Origin of the sequence: Janibacter sp. RAF52 (genome assembly GCF_052114035.1) — a bacterium.
GTDB classification, from domain to species: Bacteria; Actinomycetota; Actinomycetes; order Actinomycetales; family Dermatophilaceae; genus Janibacter; species Janibacter hoylei.
Genome location: NZ_JBFRDY010000001.1, coordinates 410,942 through 425,718, shown reverse-complemented (window position 1 = coordinate 425,718; position 14,777 = coordinate 410,942). Strand labels below are relative to the sequence as shown.

The 14,777-nt window shown below is 69.8% G+C and carries 16 protein-coding genes; 9 read left to right on the top strand and 7 right to left on the bottom strand.

Going from position 1 to position 14,777, the window contains the following annotated elements; translation table 11 throughout:
- Nucleotides 1-48: 48 nt before the first annotated feature.
- On the bottom strand, nt 49-465 hold the full coding sequence (locus AB4Y78_RS02010; RefSeq protein ID WP_007929075.1) for an RDD family protein: 417 nt from the start codon (nt 463-465) through the stop codon (nt 49-51).
- A gap of 208 nt (nt 466-673) precedes the next feature.
- Between AB4Y78_RS02010 and glnA the strand changes: the two genes are divergently transcribed.
- Both glnA and AB4Y78_RS02000 read left to right on the top strand, forming a co-directional pair.
- Entirely contained in the window at nt 674-2,098 is a 1,425-nt protein-coding gene (gene glnA, locus AB4Y78_RS02005; RefSeq protein ID WP_114201355.1) for a type I glutamate--ammonia ligase, read from the top strand.
- A gap of 672 nt (nt 2,099-2,770) precedes the next feature.
- The gene (locus AB4Y78_RS02000) at nt 2,771-3,241 is read left to right on the top strand and encodes a CinA family protein (RefSeq protein WP_441714347.1); all 471 of its coding nucleotides are present in this window, start codon (nt 2,771-2,773) and stop codon (nt 3,239-3,241) included.
- A 67-nt stretch (nt 3,242-3,308) separates the two neighbouring features.
- Here the strand turns inward: AB4Y78_RS02000 and AB4Y78_RS01995 are convergent, their stop codons facing one another.
- Together AB4Y78_RS01995 and AB4Y78_RS01990 are read right to left on the bottom strand one after the other, a co-directional pair.
- A complete protein-coding gene (locus AB4Y78_RS01995; protein ID WP_441714345.1) occupies nt 3,309-3,692 on the bottom strand; it encodes an Hsp20/alpha crystallin family protein in 384 nt (127 codons plus the stop codon).
- A gap of 59 nt (nt 3,693-3,751) precedes the next feature.
- The gene (locus AB4Y78_RS01990; RefSeq protein WP_441714343.1) at nt 3,752-3,976 is read right to left on the bottom strand and encodes a hypothetical protein; all 225 of its coding nucleotides are present in this window, start codon (nt 3,974-3,976) and stop codon (nt 3,752-3,754) included.
- A gap of 35 nt (nt 3,977-4,011) precedes the next feature.
- Between AB4Y78_RS01990 and AB4Y78_RS01985 the strand changes: the two genes are divergently transcribed.
- Nucleotides 4,012-4,245, top strand: a complete 234-nt coding sequence (locus AB4Y78_RS01985) for a hypothetical protein (protein ID WP_441714341.1) — start codon at nt 4,012-4,014, stop codon at nt 4,243-4,245.
- Here the strand turns inward: AB4Y78_RS01985 and AB4Y78_RS01980 are convergent.
- Nucleotides 4,235-5,212 carry a cation diffusion facilitator family transporter gene (locus AB4Y78_RS01980; protein ID WP_441714339.1) on the bottom strand — a complete coding sequence of 326 codons (978 nt, stop codon included), beginning with the start codon at nt 5,210-5,212 and terminating at the stop codon, nt 4,235-4,237. The genes AB4Y78_RS01985 and AB4Y78_RS01980 overlap by 11 nt on opposite strands.
- Entirely contained in the window at nt 5,209-5,694 is a 486-nt protein-coding gene (locus tag AB4Y78_RS01975; RefSeq protein WP_007929064.1) for a transporter substrate-binding domain-containing protein, read from the bottom strand. Before AB4Y78_RS01975 ends, AB4Y78_RS01980 begins: the two co-directional genes overlap by 4 nt.
- Nucleotides 5,695-5,883: 189 nt before the next feature.
- Between AB4Y78_RS01975 and AB4Y78_RS01970 the strand changes: the two genes are divergently transcribed.
- The 5 genes from AB4Y78_RS01970 to AB4Y78_RS01950 all read left to right on the top strand — a co-directional run bounded on the left by AB4Y78_RS01970 (nt 5,884) and on the right by AB4Y78_RS01950 (nt 12,765).
- Nucleotides 5,884-6,660, top strand: a complete 777-nt coding sequence (locus tag AB4Y78_RS01970) for an NAD-dependent epimerase/dehydratase family protein (RefSeq protein WP_441714336.1) — start codon at nt 5,884-5,886, stop codon at nt 6,658-6,660.
- A gap of 22 nt (nt 6,661-6,682) precedes the next feature.
- Nucleotides 6,683-8,197 (top strand): acetyl-CoA hydrolase/transferase family protein, encoded by a 1,515-nt coding sequence (locus tag AB4Y78_RS01965; protein WP_441714334.1) that lies wholly within the window; start codon nt 6,683-6,685, stop codon nt 8,195-8,197.
- A gap of 13 nt (nt 8,198-8,210) precedes the next feature.
- Nucleotides 8,211-9,380, top strand: coding sequence for an MFS transporter (locus AB4Y78_RS01960; RefSeq protein ID WP_259921071.1), 1,170 nt, complete (start codon nt 8,211-8,213; stop codon nt 9,378-9,380).
- 267 nt (nt 9,381-9,647) lie between these two features.
- Nucleotides 9,648-11,408: an SPFH domain-containing protein gene (locus tag AB4Y78_RS01955; RefSeq protein ID WP_441714331.1), complete on the top strand. Its 1,761-nt coding sequence runs from the start codon at nt 9,648-9,650 to the stop codon at nt 11,406-11,408.
- Nucleotides 11,401-12,765, top strand: coding sequence for an SPFH domain-containing protein (locus AB4Y78_RS01950; RefSeq protein WP_259921068.1), 1,365 nt, complete (start codon nt 11,401-11,403; stop codon nt 12,763-12,765). Before AB4Y78_RS01955 ends, AB4Y78_RS01950 begins: the two co-directional genes overlap by 8 nt.
- A 218-nt stretch (nt 12,766-12,983) precedes the next feature.
- Here the strand turns inward: AB4Y78_RS01950 and AB4Y78_RS01945 are convergent, their stop codons facing one another.
- Nucleotides 12,984-13,544 carry a PadR family transcriptional regulator gene (locus tag AB4Y78_RS01945; RefSeq protein ID WP_259921067.1) on the bottom strand — a complete coding sequence of 187 codons (561 nt, stop codon included), beginning with the start codon at nt 13,542-13,544 and terminating at the stop codon, nt 12,984-12,986.
- A 102-nt stretch (nt 13,545-13,646) separates the two neighbouring features.
- On the opposite strand from AB4Y78_RS01945, the gene AB4Y78_RS01940 reads away from it, so the two are divergent.
- Nucleotides 13,647-14,030 (top strand): nuclear transport factor 2 family protein, encoded by a 384-nt coding sequence (locus AB4Y78_RS01940; protein WP_259921065.1) that lies wholly within the window; start codon nt 13,647-13,649, stop codon nt 14,028-14,030.
- Here the strand turns inward: AB4Y78_RS01940 and AB4Y78_RS01935 are convergent.
- Nucleotides 14,002-14,775, bottom strand: coding sequence for an SGNH/GDSL hydrolase family protein (locus AB4Y78_RS01935; RefSeq protein WP_441714328.1), 774 nt, complete (start codon nt 14,773-14,775; stop codon nt 14,002-14,004). The genes AB4Y78_RS01940 and AB4Y78_RS01935 overlap by 29 nt on opposite strands.
- Nucleotides 14,776-14,777: the final 2 nt, after the last annotated feature.

Here is a 14,777-nt window from a genome sequence, read left to right as displayed (position 1 = left end):
GTGAACGTGAAGTGAAGATGAGGAAGCCCTCATGCTCCGCCCCGACGGTCAGGGAGCGGTGGCGCGCACCACCCGGGTGCCGGCGGCGAGGTCGTGGAGGCCGCGGCCGTCCCCCTTCGCCGTCACGAGCGGGGGGATGAAGAGGCACAGCAGCGCGGCCCGCACCGCCGAGCGAAGGGGGGTCACCCACCCGCCGTGCAGGGCGGCGACGCGCAGCCCGAGCAGGCGGTGGCCGAAGGTCGCCCCGCCGAGGGTGACGCCGACGAGGTTGAGCACGAAGAGCAGGCCGAGCGGGACGAAGGAGAAGGCCTCGGGGCTCAGCTCGACGAGGCGGCCGATGAGGCCGTTGGTGATGAGCAGGCAGGCCACCCAGTCGACGACGAGGGCGACGACGCGACGGCCGAAGGGGGCGGTGCTCCCTTCGTCGTCCGGGGCGGGCTGGGGGCGGGGCGTGGTGCTGCTCACCGGGGCAGCCTATGTGGACCAGCCGTGGACGCTCCCGCCGCCCGGACCGGCCGCTGGCTAGGATCAGTCTCACCACATGGGATCTCGGTCTCGTGTAACACGGGTGAAACATTTGGGTCATGGCCGGGTAATCGGCCCCGCCTAGGGTTTGACCAACAGTTGAAGCGGCAGGTCAGAGCGGCCTGCCGCCCCACCCCAGGAGGATGGTTTGTTCAGCTCCCCTGACGAGGTTCTTGAGTTCATCAAGGCCGAAGACGTCAAGTTCGTCGACATCCGGTTCTGCGACCTGCCGGGCATCATGCAGCACTTCAACGTGCCGGCCGAGTCCATCGACGAGGACTTCTTCACCGAGGGCCAGATGTTCGACGGCTCCTCGATCCGCGGCTTCCAGGCCATCCACGAGTCCGACATGAAGCTCGTCCCGGACATCAAGACCGCCTACCTGGACCCCTTCCGCGAGGAGAAGACGCTCATCGTCAACTTCTCGATCGTCGACCCCTTCACCGGTGAGCAGTACAGCCGCGACCCGCGCAACGTCGCGGCCAAGGCCGAGGCCTACCTCAAGTCGACCGGCATCGCCGACACCGCCTACTTCGGCGCCGAGGCCGAGTTCTACGTCTTCGACGACGTGCGCTTCGACACCCAGCCGCAGGGCTCCTACTACTTCCTCGACTCGATCGAGGCCAAGTGGAACTCCGGTCGCAAGGAGGAGGGCGGCAACCAGGGCTACAAGACGGCCATGAAGGGCGGCTACTTCCCCGTGCCGCCGGTGGACCACTTCGCCGACCTGCGCGACAAGATCTGCCTGAACATGAAGACCGTCGGCCTCGAGGTCGAGCGCGCCCACCACGAGGTCGGCTCCGCGGGTCAGCAGGAGATCAACTACAAGTTCAACACCCTGCTGCAGTCCGGCGACGACATCATGAAGTTCAAGTACGTCGTCAAGAACACGGCCTGGCAGGAGGGCCGCACCGCGACCTTCATGCCGAAGCCGATCTTCGGCGACAACGGCTCGGGCATGCACACCCACCAGTCCCTGTGGAAGGACGGCGAGCCGCTCTTCTACGACGAGCAGGGCTACGGCGGCCTGTCCGACATCGCCCGCTGGTACATCGGTGGCCTGCTCAAGCACGCCCCCGCGCTGCTCGCCTTCACCAACCCGACCGCCAACAGCTACCACCGCCTGGTCCCGGGCTTCGAGGCCCCGATCAACCTCGTCTACTCGGCCCGCAACCGCTCGGCCTGCATCCGCATCCCGATCGCGGGCAACTCCCCCAAGGCCAAGCGCGTCGAGTTCCGCATCCCGGACCCGTCGAGCAACCCCTACCTGTGCTTCGCCGCCCAGCTCATGGCCGGCATCGACGGCATCAAGAACCGCATCGAGCCCCCGGAGCCGGTCGACAAGGACCTCTACGAGCTGCCCCCGGAGGAGCACGAGGCCATCGAGCAGGTCCCGACCTCGCTCCCCGAGGTGCTCAAGGCCCTCGAGGCCGACCACGAGTTCCTCCTCGAGGGCGACGTCTTCACCCAGGACCTCATCGACACCTGGATCCAGTGGAAGTACGAGAACGAGGTGCTCCCCCTGCAGGTGCGCCCCCACCCGCACGAGTTCGAGATGTACTTCGACATCTGATCTTCGGAGGCATGACAAGGGCCAGGATCCCCGGAATATCGGGGATCCTGGCCCTCAGTTTGTGCTCCGGTGCAGAGGGGGTACACATGGCAACCCACTCAGAGAGCGAGCACGTGGCTACAGCGGTAATGACCGGCGTGCGCGTCGTGTCGCCGTCGTCTTCCATCGAGGCGACGTCATGCCGCAGGCCATGGAAACGGAAAGTCCCGCCACCCGAGCCACCCAAGGAGACCACGACGAAGGGGCAGCGGTGGCAGCCGCGCCGCGCCGAAAAGGGCGCGACAAAGGAGCAGGACCTGAGCCGGGCCGAGAGGAGCGCCGACCGACGGACCTTGTTCCGAAAGTCACCTGCAAGCAGCGGTCATCCCCTCTCGCCACCTTTCGGCATCAGCCCCGGGTACTGGGAGATCTGGCACTGCACGAGGATGCAGAACTCCATGTGCCCTGCTGCCGTTCTCGAATTGTCACCCGTTGCTCGCCCTCGCCGCGTGCGCGTATCGGGTGAGGGTGGCGAGCCCGGACGGCGATCATCCTCGCGCAGGCAGACCGGAGTTGGTCAATCGCTCCCAGTACCGATAGTGGCCGCGCGATGTACTCCTACATCTGAGCCGCCTCTGACGAACTGCGTGGCAGCACTCGCCCCAGCACCATCGACGTACTAGCCTTTTGGTCGTGACCTCCGCCTCCGCAGGCGAACTCGTCGACGAGATCGCTCGTGCCGCCTCGGTCGCCGACGCCCGGATCGCGGTCGCCGAGTCCCTAACCAGCGGGAACATCGCCGCGCGCTTGGGACGGGGGCAAAACGCCAGTCAATGGTTCGCGGGCGCCGTCGTCGCGTACAGCGTCGACGTCAAGACAACCGTCCTGGGCATGACGCGTGGACTCGATCCCGTGTCGGGCGCCGCCGCCCAAGAACTCGCGCGCGGGGTGCGTGAGCTGACGGACGCCACCATCGCCGTTTCCGCCACGGGTGTCGGGGGCCCGCAGGACCAGGACGGCCACCCTGCGGGGACGGTGTACCTGGGGTGGTCGACCGCGTTCGAGGAGGGCAGCCGACTGCTGGAGTGCTCCGACGACCCGGCGAAGGCCCTCGAGGACACCGTCGAGTCCGCGCTGCAGGAGATCCACCGACTCCTCCCGTGACCTTCGCCCTGCCCGACGCGAAGAGCCCTGCACGGGTGCAGGGCTCTTCGCGTGGATCGCGGGGCAACTACGTGGAACTCTCGCGATCACGGGTGCTGGACGACTCCTCGCCCCGGCCGGAGGGCGCCTCCACGTCGACCAGCTGAGACGAAGGTGTCCCGACCGAGATCTGTCGCGGCAGCGATCGCTTGTTCACCGGCAGGACGACGGTCAGGACCCCGTTGTCGTAGGTGGCCGACACCTGATCGGGATCGATGTCGTCCCCGAAGGTGATCTGCCGCCGGTAACTGCCGGAGAAGCGTTCACTGGTCAACCACTGGACCTCTTGCTCGTGCAGGGAGGAGCGGTGAGCGGTCAAGGTCAGGACGCCGCGACCCATGTTGACGTCGATGCTCCCGGGGTCCATGCCCGGAAGGTCCGCGTGGACGAAGTCGAACGCGAGGCCCTTCACACAGCGCCGATCGCAGCTGGTCGACCCCTGCGCCATGACTGACGCGCGGTCTCGCAGTCTCAGGTGCGCACCGGCTCCGCCGTGGCCACGTCGTCGACGACGTCGATGAGGACCTGGAGGTTGGCGATGAGGGCGCCGTACAACGGCCACAGCAAACCGGACAGATCATCGGTCGACAGGTCCTCGGCCAGGACGATGGTGTCGCTCGACATCCGACCGCCGTCCCAGCGCACCGTGGGCCGGCCGATCTCCGAGACGTGCTGGACGCGGACACAGGTGACCACCCGCCACCGGCGGCGCGCAGACCCGCGACGAGACCGTGCAGCAGCTCCATCGGGTCGAGCTGTGCTTGGTCGCCCAGCACCACGCCCCCGGCGTGCGGGAAGGGGACGGGCAGGTCGTGGCTCCAGCCCCTGGCCAGCCCCACCGCCGTCGCGGCCTCGTGCTCGCGCAGGGTCGCGCGTCGACCTCGATCACGGCCGGCGGGCACCTGCACTGGGTCCCGCGCAGGACTGCGACGGGGACGATGGCGGTCGCGCCCGTCAGCGGGTGAAGGTCTCGGGGATCTGCCGAACGGGGACGATGACGACGTCGTCGACCTTCCAGTCGAGGTCACGCGCCACCTGGGCGGCGTGCTCGAGGTCGTCGATGTCGGCGATGTGACCCGCGTGCGGCACGACGAAGCTCTCCACATGGAAGACGTGCCCCATGTCGCGCACGCGGCTGTGGCTGCTGTGCACCCACCCGATCTCCTCGAGTGCCTCGTCGACCTGCTCGGTCAGGGGGTGGCGTCGCGTCCCGTCCACCGTGCGGGCCTGGGCGTCCATGAGCGCGCCCGAGGCGTGTCGCACGTTGGTCCACCCGTCGCGGATGATCGACATGGAGATCGCGATCGCGACGACCGCGTCCGCCCACCACAGCCCGACCCCGATGCCTAAGACGCCGACGATCGTCCCGGTCGCGGTGCGCCAGTCCGCCTTCTGCATGTCCGCGTCGTTGTACAGGACCCGGTCGTGCAAGGTGTCTGCGAGCGGCAGCTTCATCCGTCCCAGGACGACGGGGCCGATGGCGGTGTAGGCCATCGCGGCGATCATCACCCAGCCCGCCCACACCGCATGTCCGAAGAGGTCGACGGTCCCGATCGGAGGGTGCTCACCGTGCAGCAGACCCATCGCCGAGTCGACGATGAGGTAGACGCCCATGCCCAGGAGGGCGACCGCGGCTGCCAGGTGTCCACCACCGACGGCGCGATGGTGACCGTAGGGGTGCTCGGCGTCCACCGGGCGTCGGGCGCGCCGCTGCGCGAACAGGAAGGCGACCGGCGGGATGAGGGCGAGCATGTCCTCCACCCAGGCCGCCTTCATCGCCTGCGAGCTGCCCATCGCGAAAAAGACCACGGCGATGCAGGTCGCCATGTACCCCAGGGTCACCCACTCGAGCCGGATGGCCCGCCGCAGGGCCGTGCCCTGCTCGTCCGGTAGCCGGGTGCGCCCGAAGGAGAGCGCTCCCGGCGTGCTCACGGCGCCCTCCCGTGGGTGTCGAGCCACCGCTCGAGCGAGGACTGCGCGGCGTTCTCACCGGCCGGGACCGCCATCACGTGGGCGCGTGGTCCGTCCGGACCAGGGACCTCGACGTAGGGCCGGGTGAGTCCGACCTTCGAGCTCCATGCGCTCTGGTCCGTGACACCGCCGATGAGGACATCGATGTCACCGCGCTCAAGTGCGGCCACGAGGGCCTCCTCGCCATCGACCTGCCAGGCGACCGTGGCACCAAGTGATTCGGCCCATCCCGTGATGATCTCGACCTCGGAGCCGGAGGGCGGGCTCGTCGTCACGTCGGTCCACGGCGGGTGGTGGGACACACCCACCCGGAGCTCGCCCGATGAACGCACCCGGTCGAGCGTCCCGTCAGGGTCCTGCGGGATGCTCCCGCACGCGGCAAGAAGCATCAGGAGCACGACGCAGGCTGCCAGACGCACGACATTCCGCAAGCCGACGACCATGGGGACAGGCTAGCCACGCGGCTCCAGTCGGGACAGACTCCTTGCTCCTCGCGAGCACTGCAGTCACGCACATGACTCCTCCCGTGAGCTCGCCCCGCCCATCGACGGACGCCACCGACGAGGACGGCGCCCTGCGGGTCCTGGCGCCTGCCCTGTTGACGAACCGCCCGGACGCAGCAGAGTGGGGGGATGACGAAGCGACGTGTCCTCATCACCGGTTCGACGGGCGGGGTCGGCACGATCCTGACCCAGCGCCTGCACGACGACTACGACCTCGTCGGGCACGCACGCGAACCCGACCCGGGCGCCGACCCGGTGGTCCGCGGGGCCGACCTGGTCGACTACGACGCGGTCCTGGCAGCCATGGACGGCATCGACACCGTCGTCCACCTGGCCGGTGCGGCATCGCCAGAAGCCTCGTGGGGCCAGGTGCTCGACGCCAACATCGTCGGCACCCGCAACGTCCTGGAAGCCGCTCGTGCGGCCGGGGTGGCACGGGTCGTCTTCGCCTCGTCCAATCACGCGATGGGCATGTACGACCGGCTCGAGCAGTGGCCGGTCTACCCCGGCACACTCCCCCGTGCCGACTCGCTCTACGGGGTGTCCAAGGTCTTCGGCGAGACGCTGGGCCGGTACTACTTCGACGAGCACGGGCTGTCCTTCATCGCGTTGCGGATCGGCTGGGTCTGCGGTGACCCGACCCTCGTCGACACCGATCTCCTCCATGCCATGTGGCTGAGCGAGGACGACGCCGCACAGGTCGTGCGCTGCGCGATCGAGGCGGACATCGACTTCGGCATCTACTACGCGGTCTCCGACAACCTCAATCGCCGCTGGTCGATGACCAACACCATGCTCGAGCTCGGCTACCGACCCCGCGACTCGTGGTCGAACGAGGCACCGGCCGACGAGTCCGTCGTCGAGGGCGGCCGCGCCGTCGACGACTCCTGGCCGAAGGGGTCGTGACCGGCCCTGACAGGATGACGCCATGTCCCGTGTCATCTGCCCGCTCCTGAGCACGCGCGTCACGACAGCGGAGAAGGCGGTCGAGCACATCCGCCCCGGCGACAACGTCGGGATGAGCGGGTTCACCGGGGCCGGCTACCCCAAGGCGCTGCCGACCGCCCTGCGCGACCGGATGGTCGCGGCGCACGCGCGGGGCGAGGACTTCCGCATCGGGCTGTGGACGGGTGCCTCGACCGCGCCCGACGCCGACGGTGTCCTCGCGGAGGCGAAGGGGGTCTCCTCCCGCCTGCCGTACAACTCCGACCCGACGATGCGCAGCCTGATCAACTCCGGCGAGGTCGACTACGTCGACGCGCACCTGAGCCACTCCGCCCAGCACATGTGGTTCGGCTTCTACGGCAACCTCGACGTCGCCGTCGTCGAGGTCACCGCGGTGCTGCCCAACGGCCTGCTCGTGCCGAGCAGCTCGGTCGGCAACAACAAGACCTGGCTCGACCAGGCCGACCGGGTGATCCTCGAGGTCAACCACTGGCAGCCGCGCGAGTTCGAGGGCTTCCACGACGTCTACTACGGCACCCAGCTGCCGCCGCACCGTCGCCCGATCCAGCTGACCGACCCGATGCAGCGGATCGGCGACCCCTACCTGCGGGTCGACCCGGCCAAGGTCGTGGCCGTCGTCGAGACCGACCGCCCGGACCGCAACTCCCCCTTCACCCCGCCCGACGAGACCTCGCGGGCGATCGCCGGCCACGTCGTCGACTTCCTCCGGCACGAGGTGCGGGCCGGGCGTATGCCCCCTTCGCTCCTGCCGCTGCAGTCCGGGGTCGGCAATGTCGCCAATGCCGTGCTCGCGGGGTTGGACGGCAGCGAGTTCACCGACCTCGTCGCCTTCACCGAGGTGCTCCAGGACGGACTGCTCGACCTCCTCGACAGCGGGACGGTGCGGGCCGCGTCGGCGACCTCCTTCGGCCTCTCCGACGTGGGCGTCGAGCGCTTCCTCGCCAACATCAGCAGCTACAAGGGCCGGATCCTGCTGCGCAGCGAGGAGATCTCCAACCACCCCGAGCTCGTCCGGCGCCTCGGTGTCATCGCGATGAACGGCATGATCGAGGCCGACATCTACGGCAACGTCAACTCGACGCACATCGCCGGCAGCCGGATCATGAACGGCATCGGCGGCAGCGGCGACTTCACCCGCAATGCCTTCCTCAACTTCTTCCTCACCCCCTCCACGGCGAAGGGGGGCAAGGTCTCCGCCTTCGTCCCGATGGCCAGCCACGTCGACCACACCGAGCACGACGTGCAGATCATCGTCAGCGAGCACGGGCTGGCCGACCTGCGCGGCCTCTCCCCGCGCAAGCGGGCGCCGCGGATCATCGACCGCTGCGCCGACCCCTCCTTCCGGCCGGCGCTGCACGACTACTTCGCCCGCGCGCAGGCCGCCCGGCCCGACGCCGTGCACACCCCCCACCTGCTCGGCGAGGCGCTCAGCTGGCACGAGCGGTTCCTGGAGACCGGGAGCATGCACGCGGGGTGAGAGACTGCTGCCGGTGAGCAGTGTGTGGACCGCGCGGGGCATGCCCGCGCTGCTGATGGCGACCTTCCTGGGCTTCAGCGGGTTCGCCGTCCTCATGCCCGTGGCACCCCTGTGGGCGGTGCGCGGTGGCGCCGACGAAGGGGGCGCCGGCCTCGTCAACGGCGTGCTCCTCCTCGTCACCGTCCTCACGCAGTTCACCGTCCCGGCGCTGCTGCGTCGCTTCGGCTGGGGGCCGACCCTGGCGACGGGGCTCGTCCTGCTCGGCGCCCCGTCGCTCGGCCTGGCAGCCAGCGATGCACTCCCTTCGATCCTCGCGCTGTCCGCGGTGCGCGGGGTGGGTTTCGGCATCCTCACCGTCGCCGGCAGCGCCGCGGTGGCCGAGCTGTCCGACCCGGAGACGCGGGGCAAGGCGGTCGGTGCCTACGGTCTGGCGATCGCCGGCCCGCAGGTCGTGTTCCTCCCCCTCGGGTCGTGGGTCGCGGAGACGGTCGGCTTCGTCCCCGTCTTCGTCGCGGGCGCCATCCCCCTCCTCGGGGTGCCGGCGGCCCTGGCGCTCGGGCGGGCCCTCGAGACCTTCCCCTCCGGCAGCGACCGCGGCACGGACGTGGGTGGCGCAAGCACGGCCCGCGCGACGATCACGCTGCTGCGCCCGATGGTCCTGCTCCTCGGCGTGACGATCGCCGGCGGAGCGGTCCTGACCTTCGGTCCGCAGATGGTGCGCGACCCCGCGGTCGTCATCCCGGCGCTGGCGCTCATGGAGCTCATGGCGGCGATCTTCCGGTGGTGGATCGGCGGGCTCGCGGACCGGTTCGGCGCGGAGCGGTTCATCGCCCCCTTCGTCCTGCTCACCGTCACGGGGGTCGGCGGCATGGCGTGGGCCGTGCACGAGCAGTCCGTGCCCGTGCTGATCGTCGGCGCGCTGCTCCTCGGCAGCGCCTACGGGGCGCTGCAGAACCTCACCCTCGTCATCTCCTTCGCCTCCGTGAGCCGACGCCACCTCGGGCTGGCCAGCTCGATCTGGAATGTCGGCTTCGACCTCGGCTCGGCCATCGGCTCGGTGGTCGTCGGCGCGATCGCGGTCGCCGCGGACTTCCCGACCGCGCTCGCCGTGACCGGCGCCTTCGCGCTGCTGACGCTGCCGCTGGCGCTCGTGCGGCTGCGGCAGGGGCGGCCGCGGGTGTAGCCCCTTCGAGACGGTCGCTGCGCGACCTCCTCAGGGAACGAAGGTGGGGAGCGCTGCGCGACCTCCTCAGGGAGCGAAGGTGGGGAGCGCTGCGCTACCTCCTCAGGGAGCGGAGGTGGGGAGCGCTGCGCGACCTCCTCAGGAAGCGAAGGTGGGGAGCGCTGCGCGACCTCCTCAGGGAGCGGAGGTGGGGAGCGCTCCCCCTGATGCGGCGAACCCCGTTGTGGGACACTCGCCGCAACTCAGGGAACGAGCAAAGGGGCACGGGTGAGCAACCCAGCGCAGCAGTTCATGGACAGGGCCAGGCAGGTCGCGGACGCGGCCGGCGTGGGGCAGGCGGTCGACCAGGCGCTCGGGCAGGTGCAGCAGAGCGCCGGCTTCGACCTCAACGCGCGGGACTTCCCCGCGGCACGGGGCGAAGGGGGGTCCGCCGGCACCCGGATCAATGCCGACCACGTCGCCCTCGACGACGCGGCCGAGGCGCTCAGCCGCAGCCGCTACGAGATGGGCCAGGCCGGCCCGGTCCACGTCATCACGCCGATGGTCATGCCCAAGGGGCGCCGTCTGCAGGCCATGGCGCCGGCCATCCTGCTCGTGCTCATCGGCGTCGCCGGCGGGGTCGTGCTGCTGCCCTTCGGCATCAGCCTGGCGGTCTTCGGCCCGCACTACTGGCTGCTCGTGGCGGTCGCCGCGGCCTTCCTCTGGTGGCGCCAGGGCATGGTCATGGTGCCGGAGGGCTGCACGGCCCTGATCTCTCGCTTCGGCAAGGTCGAGGCCGAGGTCGGTCCCGGTCGGGTCACCCTGTGGAACCCGTGGAAGCGGGTCTCCTACATCGTCAACACGACGCGCGAGTACCCCTTCAACGCGCCGATCCGCTCGGCCCCGACGAAGTCCGGCGTGCAGGCATCGGTCGACCTCTTCCTCCAGTTCCGCATCGTCAGCGCGCGCGAGTTCGTCTTCGTCCTCGGTGCTGTGCAGGGCTTCCAGGACAAGCTCAACAACGCGATCTCGGAGACGACCCGCTCGCTGATCTACGAGCAGGAGGCCTCGGGCATCTACGACCTCGTCGGCGAGAGCACGGCGCGGCTGCTCGACCAGCTCAACGCGCAGTTTGCTCCCGCGGTCGAGCTGACGACGGCCAACATCACCCACGCAGAGCCCTCCGCGCAGGAGTACCGGATGGACCTCGCGGCGCCGGAGATGATCCGGGTGGCCAAGGAGGCCTACACCTACGACTACGAGCTGGGGCTGAAGAAGGAGCAGAACGAGGGTGACCTCAACAAGGACCTCGCCTCGCTCAACGAAAACCTCTCGGCGATCCAGGCCGACATCGCCCGCTACCAGGCGCAGATGGACACCGCCCTCGAGCGGGAGACCAACCGCGCCAATGCCGTGGCACGCCAGCGCTTCGTCGAGTCCGAGTCCGAGGCCCACGCCAACGCGGCGCTCCTCGAGGCGCAGGCCCTCGACATCCGTGCGCTGAGCGCGGCGCTCGCCCCGGAGATCCTCGACTACCGCTACCAGCAGGACATGCTCGACAAGATGGAGGGCGTCTCCGGGTCGCTCCCCCAGATCGTGCGCGTGGGTGGCGAGTCCGAGGGCGTCGACTACCTGCAGATCGCCCGTCAGCTCGTCGGCGGTCAGAGCAGCCAGCTCTTCAGCGCCGACGACATGGAGGCCATCCGGGCCCGTCAGGCCGACATCGCCGAGCGGGTCGCCGAGCGCGAGTCCGAGATCGCCGAGCTGCTCCAGGCTCCGGAGGAGACCGAGGTCGAGATCCTGCCGGTCACCGAGACGGAGACCGACGCGGCCGGCGAGCAGCGTCTCGACGAGATCCGTCAGTCGGTCACCGAGGAGATCGACCTGCCGGGCGAAGGGGAGGAACCGCCGCCTCCGCCGCCGGGCACCAACCCGCCGGTCCCGCCGGCGGTCGACGAGCCGACCCCGCCGGCACCGCCGGCGCCGCGGGTGACCCCCGCGCCGCAGGTCACCATCAACGACATGAGCGAGGGTGAGCGCAATGAGTGACCAGATGATGGAGCAGGCGGTCCGCGCAGTGCGTGGCCAGGGCATGAGCTCGATCAAGGAGGTCGTCTCCGGGTGGGGCGACGTCGCTCGCTACCTGCGCGGCGGTGACTCCGGCTCGGTCGTGCCGGTCGTCATCCCCAAGGACAAGCGCGGCATGCGCTGGACCTCGCTCATCTGGTTCGGCGCGTGGGCCCTGCTGAGCGGGATCTTCCTCGCGGCGACCGGCCACGGCGCACTCGGCGGGCTCGCGATCTTCGTCGCGATCCTCGCCTTCCTCCTGTCGGCACTGTGGTGGTGGCGCTCCTCGATCGTCGAGATCGAGGAGGGCACGGTCGGGGTGCTGACGAAGTTCGGTGCCATCTCCGGGCCCGGCCTCTCCCCCGGTCGCCACTACCTGTGGCACCCGTGGGCGCGGGTCGCCTACGTCGTCGACGTGACGACCGAGATCCCGTACACCGCACCGGTGCTCAGCTCGCCGACGCACGAAAACGTGCCGCTGAAGTCGATCGAGTTCTTCCTGCGATTTCGCATCGTCGACGCGATCCGTTTCGTCCAGACGATCGGTGCGGGCAACTTCGACCTCGTGCTGAGCAACTCGGTCCAGGACGCGATCAGGCAGCGCAGCCGGCAGGTGCGCACCGAGCAGGCCTACGACCTGCGCGGCAGCGACGTCAAGGACATGCAGGACCTGCTCAACCGTCAGCTGACCCGCTATGGCGTGCAGATCATGGGCTGCAACATCCCTGATGTGCAGCTGCCCGACCAGTACCGCGAGCACCTCGCCACGCGTGAGCGGGTGGCCAAGGAGCTCGTGGCGTACGAAAAGGAGTGGGAGCTGACGCGCAAGCGCCGCATCGACACCCTCCTGCTCGAGATCGAGCGCTCCAAGAAGGTGCGTGACGCCAAGGTCGTCGAGGTCCAGGCCTCGCTCAACAAGGCCCGCAAGGACGTCGCGCAGATGCTCGAGGAGCGCGAAACCGAGGCACAGAAGATCCGCTACGAGATCGAGACCCGCGCGCGGACCAACCTCGTCGCGGCCCAGGGTGAGGCCAAGGCGCAGGAGCAGCTGGCCACGGCCTACCGCGACAACCGTGCGGTCCTCGGCTACGAGCTGGCCCGCCGCCGCCTCGACGTCGGCGCCACCCTGGCCGACGACGCCCCGCGCCCGGTCATCGTCCACACCGACGCCGGCGCCGGCGACAGCTCCGCGCTGTCGACGCTGCTCATGGCCCAGCTGCTGCCGCAGCTGCAGTCCGAGGCCTCCGCTCCCCGCAGCGCGCAGCGTCCGGTGAGCGGTGCGGTCAACCAGGCCGCGCAGCGCGCGGCCCAGGCCGTGCAGGAGAAGTCGCAGGGCTGACGACACCCGACCGAAGGGGGCCGCGCCGGGAGACCGGGGCGGCCCCCTTCGTCATGCCCGGGCCTGCGCATTTCCCTAGGCAAATACGGCCGGGTGCGCATTTCCCTAGGCAAATACGGCAGGGGTGCGCACTTCCCTAGGCAAATACGGCCGGGGTGCGCATTTCCCTAGGGAAATACGGGAGGCGTGCGCATTCCCCTAGGGAAATGCGCAGGGGGTCAGTCGGCGGTCGAGCGAGCGTCGAGGACGGCGAGCACCCGGCGGCCCCAGCGCAGGTTTTCCTCCTCGAAGCTGATCCCCCGCAGCAGGGTGAGGTACTGCCCGACCGGCTCGCCCGAGGCGAGGAAGTCCTCCTCGGTGCGGCCGGCGAGGGTGCGCTCCTGCACGAGGCGGTAGATCGCGAGCTTCGCCTCGAAGGCCTCCATCCGCTCGACGACGTGCTCGCGGATCGCCTCGGGGTCCCCGGACTCGAGCGCGGCCACCTGGACGAGCATCTCGTCGCGCACCGCCAGCGGCTTGGGCGAGCGCAGCGTGTGCGCCCGCAGCGCCTTGCGACCGGCGGCGGTGAGGCGGAAGACCCGCTTGTCCGGCCGCTTGGACTGGGCGACCGTGCGCGCGGTGACCAGCCCCGCGTCCTCCATCTTGTCCAGCTCGCGGTAGAGCTGCTGCGGGCTCGCGGTCCAGTAGTTGGCGACCGACACGTCGAAGGCCTTGGCCAGGTCATAGCCCGACGACTCGTCATGGGCGAGTGCGGTGAGGATCGCGTCCTGGAGGGCCATGGGGCGATCGTAGGCGTCCCTTCGGGACGGTCGGCCGCGGGCGGCCTCCCCCTCAGGGACCGAGGGGTTCCTCTTACTCACTTTGTTGAGTAGGTTGGCTCCATGTTCCGAGAAGCGGTGGAAGCCAAGGACCTCGACGCGGTCGACGCGCTGCTCGCGGAGGACGTCGTCTTCCGCAGCCCCGTCGCCTACACCCCCTACCCCGGCAAGGCGATCACGAGCGCGATCCTGCGCGAGGTCGTGGAGGTCTTCGAGGACTTCCGCTACGTGCGCCAGTTGCGCGACGGGTCGGAGGAGGCCTATGTCTTCGAGGCGAAGGTCGACGGGCTCGACATCACCGGCTGCGACTTCCTCACCCTGGACGAGGAGGGCAAGGTCACCGAGTTCATGGTGATGACCCGCCCGCTCAAGGCCTCGCAGGCCCTGGCCGCCCGGATGGCCGAGCGCTTCGAGGCGATCAAGCAGGCGGCTGCCGCCAGTCAGTGAGCTCGGGCCGCTTGGCCACGACCCCGTCACCGGACGAGCGTCCGGTGAGCCCACGTGCGACCCAGGGGCCGAGATGGCGTCGCGCCCACGCTCCCTCGGAGCGCAGGGAGGCCCGCGGCGGATCACCATGTGGCACCACGGCCCACGCGCCTACCCCGGCGACCCCGAGAGCGTCCGCCGCGGCCATCGCCAGACGCCCGTGCCCGAGCGGCGACAGGTGCAGCCGGTCGTCGGCCCAGGCCCGCCGGTCCTCGAAGATCGTCCCCGTCGTCACCGCAGGCGGCTCCATGCCGTGCTCTGTGGACAGCCACGTGTAGATCTCGTTGAGCACCACCCGCCGCCTCGCGAGCAGCCGGCCGGCCGGCGAGACCGACCTGATGTCGGGGATGGGCACGACGACGAGGCGAGCCCCCTTCGCCGTGAAGGGCGCGACGATCGCGGCGAGCGTCGCCCGGATCGCGTCGGCCTCGAAGCGCGGGCGCAGCAGGTCGTTCATCCCCGCGGTGAGCGTGACGACGTCGGGCTCCATCGCCAGCGCCGCCTCGACCTGCGTCGCGAGGACCTCGTGGGCGCGCAGCCCACGCACGGCGAGGTTGGCGTAGTCGACCTCACCGTGGTGGGCGGCGAGCAGCTCGGCGAGCCGGTCGGTCCAGCCACGCGGTGTGCCATCGGGCCACGGCTCGTCGCCGATGCCCTCGGACAGGCTGTCGCCGATGGCGACGTAGCGCCGCGGTGGCGTGGTCATGC